The sequence below is a fragment of the Shewanella loihica PV-4 genome, from assembly GCF_000016065.1.
Taxonomy (GTDB): Bacteria; Pseudomonadota; Gammaproteobacteria; order Enterobacterales; family Shewanellaceae; genus Shewanella; species Shewanella loihica.
Genome location: NC_009092.1, coordinates 1,530,975 through 1,545,223, shown reverse-complemented (window position 1 = coordinate 1,545,223; position 14,249 = coordinate 1,530,975). Strand labels below are relative to the sequence as shown.

16 protein-coding genes are annotated in these 14,249 nt (G+C 45.2%); 14 read left to right on the top strand and 2 right to left on the bottom strand.

Going from position 1 to position 14,249, the window contains the following annotated elements:
- Nucleotides 1–15 precede the first annotated feature (15 nt).
- The 14 genes from SHEW_RS06845 to SHEW_RS06780 all read left to right on the top strand — a co-directional run bounded on the left by SHEW_RS06845 (nucleotide 16) and on the right by SHEW_RS06780 (nucleotide 12,022).
- The gene (locus SHEW_RS06845) at nucleotides 16–1,107 is read left to right on the top strand and encodes a 3-oxoacyl-ACP synthase III family protein (RefSeq protein ID WP_011865134.1); all 1,092 of its coding nucleotides are present in this window, start codon (nucleotides 16–18) and stop codon (nucleotides 1,105–1,107) included.
- Nucleotides 1,107–1,859 (top strand): SDR family NAD(P)-dependent oxidoreductase, encoded by a 753-nt coding sequence (locus SHEW_RS06840; protein ID WP_011865133.1) that lies wholly within the window; start codon nucleotides 1,107–1,109, stop codon nucleotides 1,857–1,859. Before SHEW_RS06845 ends, SHEW_RS06840 begins: the two co-directional genes overlap by 1 nt.
- On the top strand, nucleotides 1,837–2,907 hold the full coding sequence (gene pseG / locus SHEW_RS06835) for a UDP-2,4-diacetamido-2,4,6-trideoxy-beta-L-altropyranose hydrolase (RefSeq protein WP_011865132.1): 1,071 nt from the start codon (nucleotides 1,837–1,839) through the stop codon (nucleotides 2,905–2,907). Before SHEW_RS06840 ends, pseG begins: the two co-directional genes overlap by 23 nt.
- Entirely contained in the window at nucleotides 2,904–4,013 is a 1,110-nt protein-coding gene (locus SHEW_RS06830; RefSeq protein WP_011865131.1) for an aromatic ring-hydroxylating oxygenase subunit alpha, read from the top strand. The genes pseG and SHEW_RS06830 overlap by 4 nt, the downstream gene beginning before the upstream one ends.
- 1 nt (nucleotide 4,014) lies before the next feature.
- Nucleotides 4,015–5,091, top strand: coding sequence for a pseudaminic acid synthase (gene pseI / locus SHEW_RS06825; RefSeq protein ID WP_011865130.1), 1,077 nt, complete (start codon nucleotides 4,015–4,017; stop codon nucleotides 5,089–5,091).
- Entirely contained in the window at nucleotides 5,092–5,829 is a 738-nt protein-coding gene (locus tag SHEW_RS06820; RefSeq protein ID WP_011865129.1) for a cytidylyltransferase domain-containing protein, read from the top strand. It abuts the gene before it with no gap.
- 84 nt (nucleotides 5,830–5,913) lie between these two features.
- Entirely contained in the window at nucleotides 5,914–6,147 is a 234-nt protein-coding gene (locus SHEW_RS06815; RefSeq protein ID WP_011865128.1) for an acyl carrier protein, read from the top strand.
- A gap of 18 nt (nucleotides 6,148–6,165) precedes the next feature.
- The gene (locus SHEW_RS06810; protein WP_011865127.1) at nucleotides 6,166–6,927 is read left to right on the top strand and encodes an SDR family NAD(P)-dependent oxidoreductase; all 762 of its coding nucleotides are present in this window, start codon (nucleotides 6,166–6,168) and stop codon (nucleotides 6,925–6,927) included.
- 9 nt (nucleotides 6,928–6,936) lie between these two features.
- The gene (gene pseH, locus SHEW_RS06805; RefSeq protein WP_011865126.1) at nucleotides 6,937–7,503 is read left to right on the top strand and encodes a UDP-4-amino-4,6-dideoxy-N-acetyl-beta-L-altrosamine N-acetyltransferase; all 567 of its coding nucleotides are present in this window, start codon (nucleotides 6,937–6,939) and stop codon (nucleotides 7,501–7,503) included.
- Nucleotides 7,500–7,745 (top strand): hypothetical protein, encoded by a 246-nt coding sequence (locus tag SHEW_RS06800; protein WP_011865125.1) that lies wholly within the window; start codon nucleotides 7,500–7,502, stop codon nucleotides 7,743–7,745. The genes pseH and SHEW_RS06800 overlap by 4 nt, the downstream gene beginning before the upstream one ends.
- A complete protein-coding gene (locus SHEW_RS06795; protein ID WP_011865124.1) occupies nucleotides 7,745–8,887 on the top strand; it encodes an AMP-binding protein in 1,143 nt (380 codons plus the stop codon). The genes SHEW_RS06800 and SHEW_RS06795 overlap by 1 nt, the downstream gene beginning before the upstream one ends.
- Nucleotides 8,887–9,615 carry an SDR family NAD(P)-dependent oxidoreductase gene (locus SHEW_RS06790; protein WP_011865123.1) on the top strand — a complete coding sequence of 243 codons (729 nt, stop codon included), beginning with the start codon at nucleotides 8,887–8,889 and terminating at the stop codon, nucleotides 9,613–9,615. The genes SHEW_RS06795 and SHEW_RS06790 overlap by 1 nt, the downstream gene beginning before the upstream one ends.
- Before the next feature lie 10 nt (nucleotides 9,616–9,625).
- Nucleotides 9,626–10,816: a class I SAM-dependent methyltransferase gene (locus SHEW_RS06785; RefSeq protein ID WP_011865122.1), complete on the top strand. Its 1,191-nt coding sequence runs from the start codon at nucleotides 9,626–9,628 to the stop codon at nucleotides 10,814–10,816.
- Nucleotides 10,817–12,022, top strand: coding sequence for a class I SAM-dependent methyltransferase (locus tag SHEW_RS06780; RefSeq protein WP_011865121.1), 1,206 nt, complete (start codon nucleotides 10,817–10,819; stop codon nucleotides 12,020–12,022).
- Here SHEW_RS06780 and pseC read toward each other — a convergent pair.
- Both pseC and pseB read right to left on the bottom strand, forming a co-directional pair.
- On the bottom strand, nucleotides 12,006–13,172 hold the full coding sequence (gene pseC, locus SHEW_RS06775; protein WP_011865120.1) for a UDP-4-amino-4,6-dideoxy-N-acetyl-beta-L-altrosamine transaminase: 1,167 nt from the start codon (nucleotides 13,170–13,172) through the stop codon (nucleotides 12,006–12,008). The genes SHEW_RS06780 and pseC overlap by 17 nt on opposite strands.
- A complete protein-coding gene (gene pseB / locus SHEW_RS06770) occupies nucleotides 13,172–14,170 on the bottom strand; it encodes a UDP-N-acetylglucosamine 4,6-dehydratase (inverting) (RefSeq protein ID WP_011865119.1) in 999 nt (332 codons plus the stop codon). The genes pseC and pseB overlap by 1 nt, the downstream gene beginning before the upstream one ends.
- Nucleotides 14,171–14,249: the final 79 nt, after the last annotated feature.

Below are 14,249 nucleotides of genomic sequence, written 5' to 3'. Positions count from 1 at the left end.
TCAACAGGGTTATTTATGGAAGCTGTGATTAAGTCAGTTAAAATTGCAGGAATGCAAGCTGCTGTTCCCCCCCATAGACATTCATATGTAGAAACACCCGACATATTCACCCAAGAAGAAGCCGATAAGATTTATGCCAGTACTGGTATTCATAGCCGACGAATACTCCCCAAACACCTCTGTGCATCTGACATGTGTATCGCTGCGGCGCAAAGACTACTAGAAAGGCTTGATTGGGCGCCCGAATCAATAGATGTATTAATTTATGTATCTCAAGATGCAGATTATGCGCTGCCGGCAACAGCTTGTTTAATGCAACACAGGCTCGGGCTTCCGCAAACTGCTGCATGTTTAGATGTCAGTCTTGGCTGCTCTGGTTTTGTGTACGCCACATGGATAGCCAGTCAACTCCTCAATAGCTCAAGCGGTAAGAGAGCCTTGGTTCTGTGCGGAGATACCTCTAGTCGTCACCTACTTCCTGATGACCGTGGAACCCTGCCACTGTTTGGCGATGCAGGCGTCGCTACCGCTTTAGAATATGATGAAAATTGGCCAGATTCTTATGCCGTCTACGGTACTGATGGCACCGGCGGCCAGCACATAGCGGTAAAGGCGGGTGGACGCCGCGTACCTACCATGCCAGAACGAGAACCGAGATCAACAGAGGAAGAAGAAAGGCTCTACAAAGATTCCAGACTCTACCTCAATGGAGCTGCGGTATTTTCATTTACCTTAAGAGTCGTTCCTAAACTCATCAAGGAAACCTTGGCCCTAGCCAATATTGAAGCCGATGATTTAGACATGGTTGTAATGCATCAGGCAAACCAGTTTATTCTTGAGCATCTACGTAAGAAAGCCAAAGTGGCCGAAGAAAAATACTTGATTGATATGGCCGACTTTGGGAACACTTCCAGCGCCTCGGTGCCACTTGCGATCTGTCATAAGCTCACCAATTTCTTCACCAATGAGACGAAAAAAGTGATGCTTGGCGGATTCGGAGTCGGATGGTCTTGGGGCGCCATTATCACAGATATTGGCCCCATCGTAGCCCCAGAATTAATTGAAATATCTGACGATTTTGAACCATTAACTTTAGTGCAATCATAATGGATCTCACCAACAAACTTTATATAGTCACAGGCGCTGCTGCGGACTCAGATATTGGCCTCGCAATTTGTCAAAAGCTTGATAATTGTGGGGTAAAATTAATTCTTGTGGGACGTCGAGAACACGCACTGCAGGAGACATTGAGTCTGCTGAAGGGGAAAGAACACATAGTGTGCCCTTTTGACCTTAGTGAACTGCAAAATATTACGACTTGGGCAAAATCTATCGTCACGCAATATGGTGCGATAGATGGGCTAGTACATAGCGCGAGCTTTCAAGGGTACAGCCCACTAAGAGGTATTACTCCCAAGCAGATCCATCAATACCTAGATATAAACTTCTCTGCTGCTGTTATGCTTACCTCTGCCTTTTCCAAAGCCAGACACTTTAATCCAGGGGCAAGTTTTATCTTCATCGGCTCTGCGGCTGGACAGAGGGGGCTAAAAGCAAGAACGCTCTACGCCGCATCTAAGGCTGCACTCTCGTCTATGGTACAGTCGGCGGCCTTAGAGCTAGCCGCTAAACAGATTAGAGTAAATTGCGTCGCCCCGGCTCTGGTATCTGGTGCCAAGGCTGAACAACAATTTGCTACGCTCGGCGTGGAGCTAAGCCAACGATTAATCGAAGCCCATCCACTTGGACTAAGCACACCAGAAGATGTCGCAAACAGTGTTTACTTTTTATTAAGCGATCTAAGTCGCAATACTACTGGCATCACGCTCGCTGTAGATGGTGGATTCCTTGCCGGCTAAGCCTAAAGCCGCTTTTTACGGTAACAATTCCCACCGAATTGGCGCCGGACACATTATGCGCCTCTACGCCCTCGCTGAAGCTGCCGCAAATCAATTTGATATTTGGTTTGTCTATAAGACCTGCAGCGATGCGCTACTGAGTAAACTTAAACGGGCTAATTTTAATCTGCTCCAAATATCATCTAGCTTGACCGGTAGCGAATTAAAACAGCATAAATTCGACACAATAATAGTCGATGACTACGAGTTAACTGGCAACGAATGGCATCAACTTGTAAGTACTGGAAGCTACCTCGTTAAACTGGATGATGCCCTTGATGATGACCCAATACTAGCCGATTTAATTATCAACCCTGCACCTAACTGTACCCAAACGGATTATCAAAGCAGGGCACCGCATGCTAACTACTGCCTTGGGCCACATTTTACCTATTTAAGACGAGAGTTTACGACTTGCCATTTTACACCGTTAATGGCGCGCCCTAACCTTTTAATCTCGTTGGGTGGTACTGATACCAAATCATTAGCCCTACCGCTATCTAAAGCCCTATTAAAGACTTTAAACCAATGTCAGGTACAATTACTGTTGGGAAAACCTCATCAAGATCAAATTGCCCTAGAAGCTCTGACACGAGAACAGGTAAATTTTTCACTTATTTGCGACCCACAATCTGTTGCTGAAGTGATGACGCTATCAGGATTAGCCATATCGGCGGCAGGAGGAACCCTTGGAGAATTAGCCAGCCAAGGCGTACCAACTCTTGCCTTGGTAACCGTCGACAACCAGCTACCAGCCTTAACCTCGCCCTTGAATAATACCTGGTATCAGGCAATAGATTGCCGGCACTATGAACAATCTGAGCCGGAGAGTGAAAGTAACCTAGCGCTCATCAATGAAATAGCAACTCAGGCCTACGCACTTTGGCATAATAAATGCTGTCGACAACTAATGAGTGATAAGGCTCGTCAACTGATTGACGGCCAAGGCTGCCAAAGAGTAATAGATAGATTAGTTATTGGCCTAGAAGAGAAGTCGAAACACCAATGATTGCAAAACAATCCTTACATCCAGAACACTACTATGACGCGAAAACACTTGAGGTTGAACAGACCCAGGTATTCGAAAAGAGTTGGGTATTTGTCGGTTTTAAAGACCAGATCTCTCAAAATCATGATTTCATTACATTACAGGTAGGTAACACCCCTGTTGTGGTGCAGAACTTTAATGGCGAGCTCAGTGCACTACTCAACGTATGCAGCCATCGCAAGGCAAAACTTCAAACAGCACAACGTGGTAACAGACCACTGCTTTGCCCATACCATTGTTGGAGTTACAAGAGCGATGGCGCCCTTAGTGGGGTACCACAAAATCGTACCGACTTTGGCTTGGATGATTTAGCCAAAAAAAAACTCGCCCTAAAACAGTTTAATCTGGCTAGTTGCGGTAACATGTTGTTTGTTCGCGTTGCCAAAGAAGGTCCAAGATTAGATGAATTTTTAGGCCCTTATTTCAATATATTAGAAGAAATATCCAATGATTTCGTCGATCCAGTGCAACAAGGCAATTATCATTGGGAAACAAATTGGAAGCTAGCATGCGAGACGGTTCTCGAAGTCTATCATGTAGCCGGAACTCACCCCGAAACCTTTGCCAAATTTGCCAAACCTGAAGTTGAGGTTGCTCATTTTAATGGACATACGACAGGCAACACTCCATTGCAAGACGCACCAAAGAAATGGTGGGCCGGCGCCAGGAAGCATCTCAAACTCGAGCAAAGCACTTCCTATAGTGAATACAATCATTTTTTCATCTATCCCAATTTAGCTATTGGACTGACCAACGGTTCGCTCATGTCACTGCAAACTTATGAGCCCAAAGGAACCACTCAGTCTCAGCTGAATTTTCAATTACGTATGATGAGAAGAGTAGATGGAGGCGCTACCAGCGATGCGGTTAAGGCGGCGATCAAGGCAAACTTTACTGAATTCAATCATACCATCTTAGAAGAAGATAGATTGGTAGCAGAATCATGTCAGGCTAATATGCAGAGCATTGACTCTGCTGGGATACTGGGCAAATGCGAGGAGAGAATTCTGCATTTTCATGACGCCTGGCGTCACGATGTCCAGCCCCATTTACCATTGAGGGATTAAGATGTTTACGCCTAACATTTCTATAAATGGCCGGCAGATAGGTCCACAACATAAACCTTATGTGATAGCCGAACTGTCGGGGAATCACAAAGGTAGTCTGTCTAAAGCGCTTAGCATGATAGATGCTGCAGCAGCCACAGGGGTTGATGCCATCAAGATACAGACCTATAGCGCAGATACCATTACACTTGATCACGATAGCCCAGAATTCCTGCTACAGGGAGGCTTATGGGCGGGCAGAACCTTATATGACCTTTATCAAGAAGCACATACGCCATGGGAATGGCATGAGGCACTATTTGAACGAGCAAAACAAAATAACATAGCGCTGTTTTCATCTCCGTTCGATCTATCGGCAATTGAACTGCTTGAGTCTCTAAACTGCCCGGCCTATAAAATTGCTTCGTTTGAGATCAATGATATCGGCCTCATCACAGCCGCTGCGAAAACCGGTAAGCCACTCATCATCTCGACAGGTTTGGCGACACTCGCCGAAATTGAAGAAGCCGTTGAGGCAGTTGCCGATGCGGGCGGTAACCAACTGGCCCTGCTGCATTGTATTAGTGGTTATCCAACGCCTATTGAAGATTGCAATCTGCGCACGCTCACCGACCTATGTCAACGTTTCGATTTTCCTATCGGTCTAAGCGATCACACCTTAGAAACCACGGCAGCCATAACGGCGATTGCGCTAGGGGCTAGTATTATTGAAAAACACTTCACTCTCGATAGAAACGATGGCTCTGTTGATGCCGCCTTTTCTCTGGAACCCGATGCATTTGCGACATTGAAACAAGAGGTGGACAAAGCCCATCTCGCCCTAGGCCATGCCGGTTATGAGATTAAACCGAGTGAGGCGGGTGGTCGCGATTTTCGTCGTTCACTATACGTTAGCCAAGCTATCAAGAAGGGAGAGTCTTTCACTCGCGACAATGTACGTTCGGTAAGACCTGCACATGGATTGCACACTCGCTATCTGCCTCAAATACTGGGACAAAAGGCATCCCAAGATATTGCCTTTGGTGAACCAATGAGAGAGAGCTATCTCTCCAAGCCCTTGGTTAAACGAGAGGATTAAATGCGCGTAATCTGCATCACACAAGCGCGAATGGGATCAAGTCGGTTACCAGGTAAAGTACTGACTCCCATTGCCAATAAGCCTATGCTCGAATATCACATCGAGAGAGTTGCTCAATCACATCTCATTGATACCCATATTATCGCGACTACAATCGAAGATAATGACCAGGCTATCGCCGATTATTGCCATACCAAGCAACTGCAGTGTTTTAGAGGAGATGAGCAGGACGTTTTACAAAGGTTCTACGAGGCGGCACTTTCAGTGGGTGCAGAGCAAGAAGACATTATCATACGCCTTACAGGTGATTGTCCGTTGATCTGCCCAGAATTAATCGATCAAGCCATTCGTAAGCATCAAACGGGGGATCCCGCCCAATATACGCACATTAGCCTGGCCTTTTTTCCTAGGGGATTTGATGTAGAAGTATTTAGTATGCATAGCCTTACTCTGGCATTTCAACATGCTCACACTCAGGCACAACGAGAACATGTAACACTATTTCTCTATACCCAACCAGACGCCAAAATAGTACCAATTGAAACAGGAAAGGCCTCTTGGGGTGAGTTTAGGCTTTGCGTAGACGAAATAGACGACCTACGTCTGGTCGAACAAATTATCCAATTATTAGGCGAAAATTGGCTCACAGCAGATCATAAAACAATTTGCAAACTGCTGACAGACAATCCGGAGCTCGCCCAAATCAACAAACATGTCGCGCAGCGCATTGCACATTAAGATAAATCATTCCTGTGCGCTGCCGATAAAGTAAATAACAATAGTTTTAATATAAAGAACATAAATAACTCGAGGTAACATATTATGAACAAACAAGAATTTTTAAATGCCCTAGAAGAGATCCTTGAACTGGACGAGAATACGCTTAAGGGGGACGAGGTCTTGATGGACATTGAGCAATGGGACTCTTTGGCATTTCTAAGCATCATCGCCATGGCCGATGAGCACTTCGATATAGTGATTCAAGGTGACAAGTTAGAAGAGATCAACACAGTGGGCGATCTTGTCGGTTTAGTAGAAGAACATCTAGCCGCCTAAGGCGATTACACTACCGTGATGAATGTCAATCCAATGGATTTCAGTGGCAAGCGAGTGCTTGTCACTGGCGCCTCCGCAGGCATCGGAAAGGCTTGTGCCATATTGTTTTCCCAACTCGGTGCTCAGGTTATTCTCAATGGCCGTAACTCAAAAGCGCTCGAACAAACGCTCACCGAATTAAGCGGTAATGGCCACGTTTGTGCACCTTTCGACATGGCCGACACAGATAAGCTTACCGACTGGGTGAAAATGCTGGTGAAAGAACATGGTTATTTAGACGGTTTTGTACACTGTGCAGGTATACAAATCACCAAACCGATCCGACTTTTCGACCAAGCCTTCTTTGACGAAACCATGCATGTCAACCTGGCTAGCGCCATGGCTATTAGCAAAGGCTTCAGACTAAAACGTGATCGTTCAAAACAAGGTGCGATAGTATTTGTCTCCTCCATCGCCGGATTAATAGGCCAAACAGGAAACACGCTTTACGGTGCAAGCAAGGCAGGCCTGATGTCTCTAACCAGAGGTCTCGCCATGGAATTGCTTAGGGATAACATCAGGGTAAACTGTGTCGCACCAGCATTGGTCGCAACAGAAATGGCGACTCGTACACAAGAGAGTATGACAGAAGCACAGTTTCAACATATGTTAGATCAGCATCCAATGGGCTTAGGGCAACCCGAAGATGTCGCTAATGCGGTTGCCTTTCTCCTGAGTGACGCCGCTAAATGGATCAATGCAGTGACCTTGCCCGTTGAAGGTGGATATTTAGCAAATTAAGAAGAAGATATGGCATTAAACTTTAAGCGTGTAGATGTAAACGATGCCGAGCTGTTGCTTAAGTGGCGTACGACTCCGGAAATCACTAAACACATGTTTACCGATCTCGAAAATCCGTCGGTAGACAAGCAGCGGGCTTGGATAGAATCTTTAGCGAAGCGAGATGATTACCGAGCCTACATGATACAAGATGATGGTGTCTCTATTGGCTTCTTATGTTTCTCAGATATAGACAGATTTCACCAACGTTGCAGCACAGGTTCCTATATTTATGAGCGTCAGGCTCGACTTAAATATGGCGTCACCATGCACACTTATATCTGCAACTACGTGTTTCACCAACTTAAGCTAAACAAAATAGTTAACTATGTACTCGACGCCAATGAAAAAGTGGTCAAGCTACAAACGTTACACAAGACCAGGCTTGTCGGTCACCTTAAACAACATATCTACAAAAATGGTGAGTTTTTAGACGTCCATATCTTTGAACAATTGAGGCAAGATTGGCTCAGTCAGAAACAACATTTTAGCTTGGAAAAAATTTCAGCAGCCTTTAACGATTGGAATAATGCATGAGTAAAATTGCAGATATCATAATGAAAGAAACCAGACTGATCATTGAGAATAAGGGAGAAATCTGTCCTGACTTCGATCAACAAGCTGAATTTCTGTCCGACCTTCCTATGGACTCATTGGATCTGGCGACCCTAATTGTCAGCCTGGAGCTTAACACTGGGCTCGATCCATTTAGGGACGGTTTCAAGCAGTTCCATAGCATCGCCGAACTGATCACTCTATACGAAAATACGGCCGCTTAATGTTCACAATCCCCCGAGGTTTCACTCTAGTTGAGCAAGGAAGTCAATTCGGTAGCGACTCATTTCAGCCTCAGCACTACCTACAAGGACGAAAATTCATCGAAATTACGGCCGGTTCGACGACTAACGGTAAGCCGTTAGTCAAAGAGATGATACAAGCTATCATCGACGGCCAGACCGCTAACATTCCTGTCATCTTTAATCGCACTCAACAGGAGATCAATCTCGATGAACTGCCAGAACATTTTGCCGTTGGCTTACTAACCTCTGGGACAACGGGAAAGCCCAAATTAGTTTTTCATCGACTCGAAAAGCTTCTACCCAAGAATCTAAAAAGCCAAACAAGAGAGAACACTCGCTGGCTACTTTGTTATCATCCAATGAGCTTTGCCGGACTTCAGGTCATCTTACAAGCAATTGTAAGCCAAGATCTTTTAGTCGCATCAGTTGATACCAATCTACAAGCCAAGGCTCAACTGGCGATTAGTCAGGATATTAATGCAATAAGTGCGACCCCCTCCATGATGCGGGCCATGTTGCTTTGTTGGCATCTAACAAGGCCGCCACTAACCATCATCAGTCTTGGGGGAGAAATTGCCGATCAGCTTACTTTAGATAGCATTAGACAAAGTTTCCCTGAGGCCCAGCTAAGGCATATCTATGCTACGACAGAGGCTGGCGTGATCTTTTCAATAAAAGACGGCATAGAAGGATTCCCACTTAGCTGGTTACAGCAAACATTTAATGGCTGGCAAATTTCGGCTAACAACACACTGCACCTCGACAATGGCTTAGTCGAAATAGATACCGGCGATTGCATTAGATTAACCCAAGACAGAGTGATATTTGTCGGTAGAGAAGACAATCTAGTCAATGTCGGCGGTGTTAAAGTTAACCTTGAAACACTCGAGCAAGAGATCCTTGCTATTGAGGAAATTTTCGATGCCCGAGTATTTGCTAAGTCAAACCCAATCACGGGGGCACTAATCTGCCTGGAATGTTGTGCAACAGATGAAACCAAGGCCAGAGAAGCACTTAAAACCTGGTCACTTGGACGCGATCCTGCTGCAACGCCACGCATCATTCGCTTTAGCGAGCAGATCACTCTGTCAACCAGTGGTAAAAAAGTGAGAACAAATTAATGAAACATATCATTGTGACGGGTGGCAGCAGAGGCCTAGGTTTGGCCATAGTGACTCACCTTTTAGCGCAAGGCTATAAAGTCTCAACCTGTAGCCGAGCAACAACGTCAACCATAGAGGCACTGGAACAGAGTAATCCAAACTTTAAATGGTTTCCCTGTGAAATTGGAAACGCAGAGCAAACATCGCAATTTGTTAAAGAGGCCTGCATCTGGGCTAATGAATCGCCTCTTTGGGGGCTGATCAACAATGCGGGGATCGCCAAAGAAGGTGTACTAGCGACGTTTCCCAACATTGAGTCTGACGCACTGATACAAGTAAACCTAAACGGGGCGCTCTATACAGCCCGGGAAGTGCTACGTGTATTCTTACGCCAGAATAGTGCCGGTAGAATCATCAATATTAGCTCGATAATTGGCAGTCGAGGCTACACGGGGCTCGCCGCCTACTCTGCCTCAAAGGCAGGTTTAGACGGCCTAACTAGAGCACTGGCAAGAGAGAACGGACGTCGAAACATTACTGTCAACTCCATAGCACCTGGCTACCTGGATACTGAGATGTCATCAACGCTCTCAGATAAGAAACGAGACCAGATTATACGCCGCACTCCAATGCATAGGTTAGGTAAGGTCGACGATATCACTCCAGCGATCAGCTTTTTGTTATCCGATGGGGCCGCCTTTATTACCGGGCAAACACTCACCATTGATGGCGGAATCACTAACTAGGAACTGGGTTATGAAACAGGCGCATTGCCAACTTTGTAAACAACAGAATTGGCTGATATTTTCTGCGATCTCCTTTGGCATATGGGATAAGGACAGCAAACAGCTTTCACGGCAAAACTCCAATTATCCCTTGGGGAAATGCCAATCCTGTGGACACGTGCAAGTGAGCCTGATTTACACCAAGGAATTATTTGAGAAACTCTACTTTCATTCATCCCAAGAAGCCGTAATGTGGCACGAATCATTGGTAGGCAGTGAACGTCCCTACGAGGAGATGATTGACTTTGCCTTCAATGGCAAATACCCAACGAGCATAGTGGACTTTGGATGTGGTGAGGGAAAACTGTTAGCAGCAGCAAAAGATATAGCTAAGCAGAGCAAACTAATCGGTATCGATTTTAACGACAGATTCTCTCAGCAAGATATTACCTATATGGCTTTCGATCTCAATGATCTTAGTCAGCTATCCAATCACCTTTGGCCTGACGGCATTGATCTTGCCATGGCATCACATGTACTCGAACATGTTATTGACCCTGTCAGCTTTTTAGCAGAACTGAAAGCCAGGCTCAGTCCTCACGGAAAGATTTTCATAGAAGTGCCAGACTTCACCCTTCGTCACGATGAAAAGTCTATTGGCATGAGTAATTTAGTTAATCTTCAACACATTCATTACTACACGCAAGATTCTCTGGCTTTTGCCGCTAAGCAGGCTGGATTGACCATTGTAAAGCAAGCTCAAATTACGACTGGCTATATCCCCAGGTTACAAATGCTACTTGAACCTCATAACGCGTCATTGGAGGAACAGGTTCCTTCTTTATTTAATGCCGCCGATGTCATCCTTCACTATCAATCATGCTGCCGTGATCTCAGAAATCGATTGGTAGGAAAGGTTAACGCAGCGCTCAATGAACAAAGTAAGGTAGGTCTCTGGGGGATTGGAGCTGACTTTTATAATATGCTAAACGAACACCCAGAGCTTACCGAACTCATAGCGAAAGGAGAGGTTGTATTATTTGATTACTCTCTCAAAGGTAAAGCATTACAACGCCAGCACATTCTAGGCAGCGACGAAATTCCCCAATTTAACCATCCTGTATTTATGACGCCTCAACTCGCTGAAACTAGAGTAAAAATGCACGTCATCAGCCGAGACTGGCCTAATGTAATTGACCCTTTTATCGACGGGAATGCCTAGATGACAATCAATCAAGAACACCTGACTGACTGTAAACTGTGCAAAGCGCATTCGTGGGAGCTAGTAGCGACCTTAATTTCCGGCATTTGGGATAAACGCCATGATGAGCTAAACAGGGAAGAGTTACGTTTCCCTATTGGCCAATGTACCAAGTGCCATCATGTTCAGGTTGCAATCCCCTACACTCAGAGTATCTTCGATTCCCTCTATTTTTCTAACCAAGCCGAACCCGACATGTGGTGCGAAACGCCAAATGGTCAAAAATCTCCCTATGAAGAGATGCTCGAATTTATTGCTCCTTATATTCAAGATGGCGCGCATATCGTAGATTTTGGTGCGGGTGCAGGAACCACATTAAAGCATATTGAAAATACCCATAAAGAAAGGCAACTCACCCTAGCCAGTGTAGATTTTCACAATCATATTCAATCAGAAACCATCGAATACCTGAGTGCAGATCTTAATAAACTTGAGGCACTGCAAGCTGAATTTGTCACCCAGCCAATCTCTTTGGCGATTAGCACTCATGTGTTGGAACACCTAATTGATCCCATTCACTTTCTGACGCAGATAAGATCAATGTTAAGCGATGACGGGCATATTTTTATCGAAGTGCCTGATTGCAGCCCAGATGCCTTCATTGAACATCTGGCCTTTACCAATCTAGTTCATGGGCAACATATTCACTATTACAGCAAAGACTCATTAGCCCAAATAGCCCGCTTGGCAGGCCTAAAGATTGACGCTTTACAGCAACTGACAACTGGTGATATTCCACGGCTATTAATACTGCTGAGTAAGACGACGCAAGAAAGTTCTACCACAGTCCTTCCCGTGACCTCGGGGGCCGATGTCGCTGTGGTCAAGCGTTTTAACGATTATCATGCCTTTCAGGATTCGTTGTTTAAGCAGATACAGCAAGCATTGATGTTAAATGACACTATTGGCATATGGGGCATAGGAGGTGATTTTTACCAATTAACCCAGAGCTATCCCGAGCTTATCGACTTGATACAAGCTAATAGCATCATTCTTTATGACTATGAGCTGGCTGGACATACCTATGTTGGTTCATCTATTCGATGCAGTTCGGCAATCGCCTCAACAAGGTATCCGGTTTTCATGTTGCCTTTATATGCACCAACCAGAGAAAAAATGCATCAGGTTTCTCAAAGTTGGTCGGCACAAGTTATCGATCCCTTTTAACCTTATCGAGCACAGCGGCCAAAGTTTCAATAACATAGTCCTGCTCTGAGTCGGTTAATGTCGGATACAAAGGTAAAGTTAAACAGCTAGCATAATAAGATTCGGCCTCGGGACAGTGGCCTTGGTTGAAACCTAAGCCCGTATAATAAGGCTGTAGATATACAGGGATATAATGCACATGCACGCCAATCCCGGCGGCTCTCATGGCATTAAATACTAACTTTCGATCAAGCTCTTTTGGCAAGCGAATGATGAAGAGATGATAAGCACTCAAACACTGCTCACTCGGCCGAATAAACTCAATATCTAATGCAGACAGGAAGAGATGATATCGCTGCACTAGCTCATTACGTCGTTTGACAAATTCCTGCAATCGCTGGATCTGGCTATTGCCTAATCCTGCTTGTAAATCTGTCATACGATAATTAAAACCCAGTGTATCCTGTTCATAGTACCAGTCTCCCTCTTCAGGCCTAGTCAACTCTTGAGGTAATTTAGAGATTCCATGACTGCGAAGACTAGCAATAGTTTTTGCCAATGCAGGGTCATTTGTAGTCGCCACTCCGCCTTCGCCAGTAGTGATAATTTTCACAGGATGAAAACTGAAAACACATATATCACTATATTCACAGCAACCTATAGGACGTCCTTGGTAACGACCTCCAATAGCGTGAGCTGCATCTTCTATGATCTTAATGCCATATGGCCTTACCAGCTCAGATAGGGCCTGCATATCGCAGCTATGGCCAGCCATATGTACGGGGATTATCACCTTAGGCAATCGACCAGCCTTTTCTGCAGCAACCAACTTCATCGCTAATGCATCAATACTCAAATTGGCGGTATGGGCATCCACATCAATAAAGTCAACATCTGCTCCGCAGTAACGAGCACAGTTTGCCGAAGCGACGAAGGTAATGGGGCTTGTCCAGACAAGATCTCCCTCTTTGACGCCTAAAGCCAAACATGCAAGATGCAACATAGAGGTTGCGCTGTTTCCTGCTACCGCAAAGGACGCATCAGTCGCCTTACAGATATTACTTTCAAATAATGGAACCTGGGGACCCTGAGTTAAAAAGTCGCTGAGCAGCACCTGCTTCAAGGTTTCGAGATCCGATGACGAAATATCTTGGCGACCATAAGGAATCATTAGGCCTTATCTCCGTCTAATAGCTTAATCTCATCTACGGTAAGAAAATGTGGATTATTACCCGAATGATATTCAAAACCTTGCTCAACCAAACTCCCTTTCTCACCCAATTGGTTTAACGAATAATCATGCTCCCGACCGAAAAAGGAGATACTCGGCGTGATCACAAAATGATCGTCAAACTCAATGGTGTGGTGGGAATCATCTGCAGGGCACATGATTTCATGCATTTTTTCGCCGGGCCTGATGCCAACAATATCGTGGCTCAACCCTGGGCCATATGCCTGAGCGAGATCCGTTATTCGAACCGATGGAATTTTGGGGACAAATATCTCCCCCCCCTGCATACGTGAAAAGTTCTTCAGAACAAAATCTACACCATCTTGTAAGGTGATCCAGAAACGTGTCATGTCAGGGTGAGTAATGGGTAAAGACTGAGCCCCTTCCTTAATTAACTTCTGAAAAAAAGGAACCACAGATCCCCGCGAGCCGACTACATTGCCATATCTCACCGCAGAAAAGCGTGTCTCGCCATCGCCAACAATGTTGTTCCCGGCCACAAACAGTTTGTCTGACGCTAATTTGGTTGCACCATAGAGGTTAATGGGATTTGCTGCCTTATCGGTCGATAAGGCGATCACTTTCTTTACCTTGTTAGCGATTGCAGCCTTAATCACATTTTCAGCACCATGAATGTTGGTTTTGATACACTCCATGGGGTTATATTCTGCGGCAGGCACTTGCTTGATGGCCGCGGCATGAATCACGTAATCCACATCCTTAAAGGCTTGCATCATACGGTCACCATCACGGACATCCCCCAAAAAATATCGCATACAAGGCGCATTATAAATTTGCTGCATCTCATACTGCTTGAGTTCATCTCGCGATAAGATGATCAATCGCTTTGGACTGTATCTCTCTAAAATCGTCTTAGTATATTTCTGGCCAAAGGAGCCCGTACCGCCAGTTATCAGGATCGATTTATTGTTAAACATGTACTCTCCAAAGTTGCCTCTTTTCGGCTTACATCATACGCCGTATTAAACTTCGCACAGCCAAGAGGCCAAGTCATCT

Bases quoted from the DNA above. Each gene is read 5' to 3' on its own strand.
- pseC (WP_011865120.1), bottom strand. From the start codon at position 13,172: ATGATTCCTTATGGTCGCCAAGATATTTCGTCATCGGATCTCGAAACC.
- SHEW_RS06800 (WP_011865125.1), top strand. From the start codon at position 7,500: ATGAGTAAAATTGCAGATATCATAATGAAAGAAACCAGACTGATCATT.
- SHEW_RS06820 (WP_011865129.1), top strand. From the start codon at position 5,092: ATGCGCGTAATCTGCATCACACAAGCGCGAATGGGATCAAGTCGGTTA.
- SHEW_RS06840 (WP_011865133.1), top strand. From the start codon at position 1,107: ATGGATCTCACCAACAAACTTTATATAGTCACAGGCGCTGCTGCGGAC.
- SHEW_RS06785 (WP_011865122.1), top strand. From the start codon at position 9,626: ATGAAACAGGCGCATTGCCAACTTTGTAAACAACAGAATTGGCTGATA.
- SHEW_RS06830 (WP_011865131.1), top strand. From the start codon at position 2,904: ATGATTGCAAAACAATCCTTACATCCAGAACACTACTATGACGCGAAA.
- pseH (WP_011865126.1), top strand. From the start codon at position 6,937: ATGGCATTAAACTTTAAGCGTGTAGATGTAAACGATGCCGAGCTGTTG.
- SHEW_RS06790 (WP_011865123.1), top strand. From the start codon at position 8,887: ATGAAACATATCATTGTGACGGGTGGCAGCAGAGGCCTAGGTTTGGCC.
- pseB (WP_011865119.1), bottom strand. From the start codon at position 14,170: ATGTTTAACAATAAATCGATCCTGATAACTGGCGGTACGGGCTCCTTT.
- SHEW_RS06815 (WP_011865128.1), top strand. From the start codon at position 5,914: ATGAACAAACAAGAATTTTTAAATGCCCTAGAAGAGATCCTTGAACTG.
- SHEW_RS06845 (WP_011865134.1), top strand. From the start codon at position 16: ATGGAAGCTGTGATTAAGTCAGTTAAAATTGCAGGAATGCAAGCTGCT.
- SHEW_RS06795 (WP_011865124.1), top strand. From the start codon at position 7,745: ATGTTCACAATCCCCCGAGGTTTCACTCTAGTTGAGCAAGGAAGTCAA.
- pseI (WP_011865130.1), top strand. From the start codon at position 4,015: ATGTTTACGCCTAACATTTCTATAAATGGCCGGCAGATAGGTCCACAA.
- pseG (WP_011865132.1), top strand. From the start codon at position 1,837: ATGGTGGATTCCTTGCCGGCTAAGCCTAAAGCCGCTTTTTACGGTAAC.
- SHEW_RS06780 (WP_011865121.1), top strand. From the start codon at position 10,817: ATGACAATCAATCAAGAACACCTGACTGACTGTAAACTGTGCAAAGCG.
- SHEW_RS06810 (WP_011865127.1), top strand. From the start codon at position 6,166: ATGAATGTCAATCCAATGGATTTCAGTGGCAAGCGAGTGCTTGTCACT.